This is a genomic window from Bacteroides sp. An269 (genome assembly GCF_002159755.1).
GTDB classification, from domain to species: Bacteria; Bacteroidota; Bacteroidia; order Bacteroidales; family Bacteroidaceae; genus Phocaeicola; species Phocaeicola intestinalis.
Map to the genome: position 1 here is coordinate 1 of NZ_NFJG01000210.1, position 2,504 is coordinate 2,504.

The following is a 2,504-nucleotide window of genomic DNA, read 5'->3' on the forward strand; positions in this document are numbered from 1 at the left end:
GTCCAGCACGGTCTCACCAATAAGGGATAAATCCACCATTTTAACATATACCTCGTGTATGTCCTTGCGTAAACATCTTATCTTTTGGCTTGTAATCTCTAATTCCTGTTGTCTGTGCTGTTCGTTGAGCCAAATATAGACGATGCCGAAAATGACGAAATGCAGCCCGCTTACCTTGCGGTAGCGGGCTGCGGTGTCTGTATGATGTTGCCGGGCACAAATGCTCCCGCCCGGAACGGGAGTTCCTGTTTGATGTCCTTTCGTATTTCGGGGCATTGCCCTTTTCCGTGCTATACCCTTACAGCAGAGGCTTGGGAGGGATTCCGCTTCGGGTTCGGAATGCTCCTCCGTGGTCCGTTGCATCGGGTGCGGGACAATACAACAGAAAGACAGGGGGTTGCGTCAGCGGCCCCTTACCAGTCGACCGTTTCGCCGTCATCTTCGTAGCCGTCGTGATCGGCATTGACAGGAGCCTCTATAACATTGGTTGTGACATTGCTGTTTTCATCTGAATACATGTCTAACATCCTGTCCCAAAACTCCTTCTTGGTGTCCCACAATGTCAGGGTCAGTTGCTGATTATCTTGCTGGTTCCCGCACTTCAATTCCCCCAAATATGCGTTATGGGTTATATCGAGAGCCGTCATCTTGTTGCCATGACACCACAAAATTTCAAGCTCTTTCAAAGTACTGACATTCAACGAGACAAGTTGATTATCGCTGCACTGCAACCACGTCAGACTGGTCAGCCCGGTTACATCAAGGGCAGTCAGTTGATTACCGTTGCACTCCAATTGCGTCAGATTGGTCAGCTTGGTTACATCAAGGGCAGTCAGTTGATTATCGTTGCACACCAAAACCGTCAGATTGGTCAGCTTGGTTACATCAAGGGTAGTCAATTGATTATCCATGCAATCCAAAGTCTCCAGATCGGTGAAGTACTCAATGCCGGCAAGGCTGGTAATGTTTTTATTTCGCAAAAACAAGAAAGTTCCCCCATTCCTTATTATTTGGAATTTGTTATCCTCATCCAGGGATACGGTGCCATCGGGGTTCGCCGTCCAGCCGATATTTGGGTTGAATTCTTCCACGGCATTGGCAAACGCCGCATTGAGGGCCTCGGTGAAATTGGCGATATCCAGTGCGCCCAGGTTGGTAATCTTTCCGGCGGTGAAGGTCACCTCGCTTTGGGTGGTCTTGACGTATGTCTTGCCGCCTTCACCCATATAGTTCAGGGTAATGCCGCCCGTCAGCGTGCCGGGAGCCACGACGAAGTAGTACTCCTTGCCTTTCGTGAAGGTTCCCGTCAGCGTTACCGACCGGGAAGCGCCGTCGTTGGCGGTCAGCGTACCATCGGCGATGGTATAGGTCAGCCCGCCTGCCAGTGCGTCGCCGGTATTATTGGCGGTCAGGGTAACTTCCGTCACGCCCTCTGCCTCCACGGTGAACTTGGCCAGGGCGCAGAGGTTCTGGAACGTCAGATTTTTGCTGCCGTCCGTCGCCTGTGCCCACGAGGGGTTCAGCCCTTCGGCAAAGCCGCCTGCCGTGGCTGTCTGCGTGGCGGACAGGGTGAAGGTGATGGCAGTGTTGTCGAGGGTCAGCGTCCCGTCGTCGGTGTAGGGATAGAAGGCGGTGTAGGTATCGGTCACTTTGGCCTCGCCTTCCAGGGTGGCGGTGCTGCCGCTGACTTCGGTTGCTTCAAACTTGCAGATGGTTTCCGTTCCGTCGTAGATGGCTACCAGGTCGCCCTGCGTCCAGTTTACGGCATGGCCGTCCTCGCCCAGCGAGGTACGTGTCTGCGGCATTCCGGCGGTAAAGGTCATGTGTACCTTCCCCGTGCTGCCGCTTTCGTTGTTCTCAAGGATTTCTTCGTTGCCGCAGGCTGCCAACAGCAGGGCCAGTGCGGCGATGGTCATGTTTTTTGCTTTCATTGTTATATTTATTTGTTCAGAATTTACCAAATCACTTCGTCGCTGTCTTCAAAACCACGGTGTGTGGCACTGTAATCGCTGCCGCACAGCACGCCTTCATTCTGTATTTCAATAATCTCACATTTGGGAGCTTCGTAGCTCTCAAGGCTTGTTGTTTTTTTATTGTCTTGCATTTTTTTATTTATTATGGTTAATTAATATACGTCAATTTGTCTATTATCCAACGGGCATCCATGAAGTATTGCTGTAATCGAGCGTAAACGGAAACGCTGCCAGTCCGCCCAGCAACAGGAATATACTTGCTATAATGGTTATTTCGGTATTCATACGACTTTTGTTTTAATGGGTTAAACGGGGCATACGAATACGGAAAAGGGCGGAAAGCTCCCGTAAAAAGGAGTTCCCACCCTTGCATGTATTGATGATAATAAGTATATTAACGCGCGAAGATACGCCGGTCGCAATGTGTGTGTGTGTGTGTGTGTGTTTACACAAATCTCACACATATCCAAATTTACAAGACACTTTTTTGAATACAGGTATATGCACGATGCAGCGGACAACGGAATGTTG

At 50.4% G+C, this 2,504-nt stretch carries 2 protein-coding genes and 1 pseudogene; all 3 read right to left on the reverse strand.

Annotated features, from left to right (window positions below):
• Positions 1-276 (reverse strand): annotated as a pseudogene (locus B5F71_RS19215) (hypothetical protein); the annotation flags it as partial.
• 137 nt (positions 277-413) lie between these two features.
• Positions 414-1,931 (reverse strand): leucine-rich repeat domain-containing protein, encoded by a 1,518-nt coding sequence (locus B5F71_RS19220; RefSeq protein ID WP_087213546.1) that lies wholly within the window; start codon positions 1,929-1,931, stop codon positions 414-416.
• A gap of 23 nt (positions 1,932-1,954) precedes the next feature.
• Positions 1,955-2,104, reverse strand: a complete 150-nt coding sequence (locus B5F71_RS20560) for a hypothetical protein (RefSeq protein WP_022233798.1) — start codon at positions 2,102-2,104, stop codon at positions 1,955-1,957.
• Between the last annotated feature and the right edge of the window lie 400 nt (positions 2,105-2,504).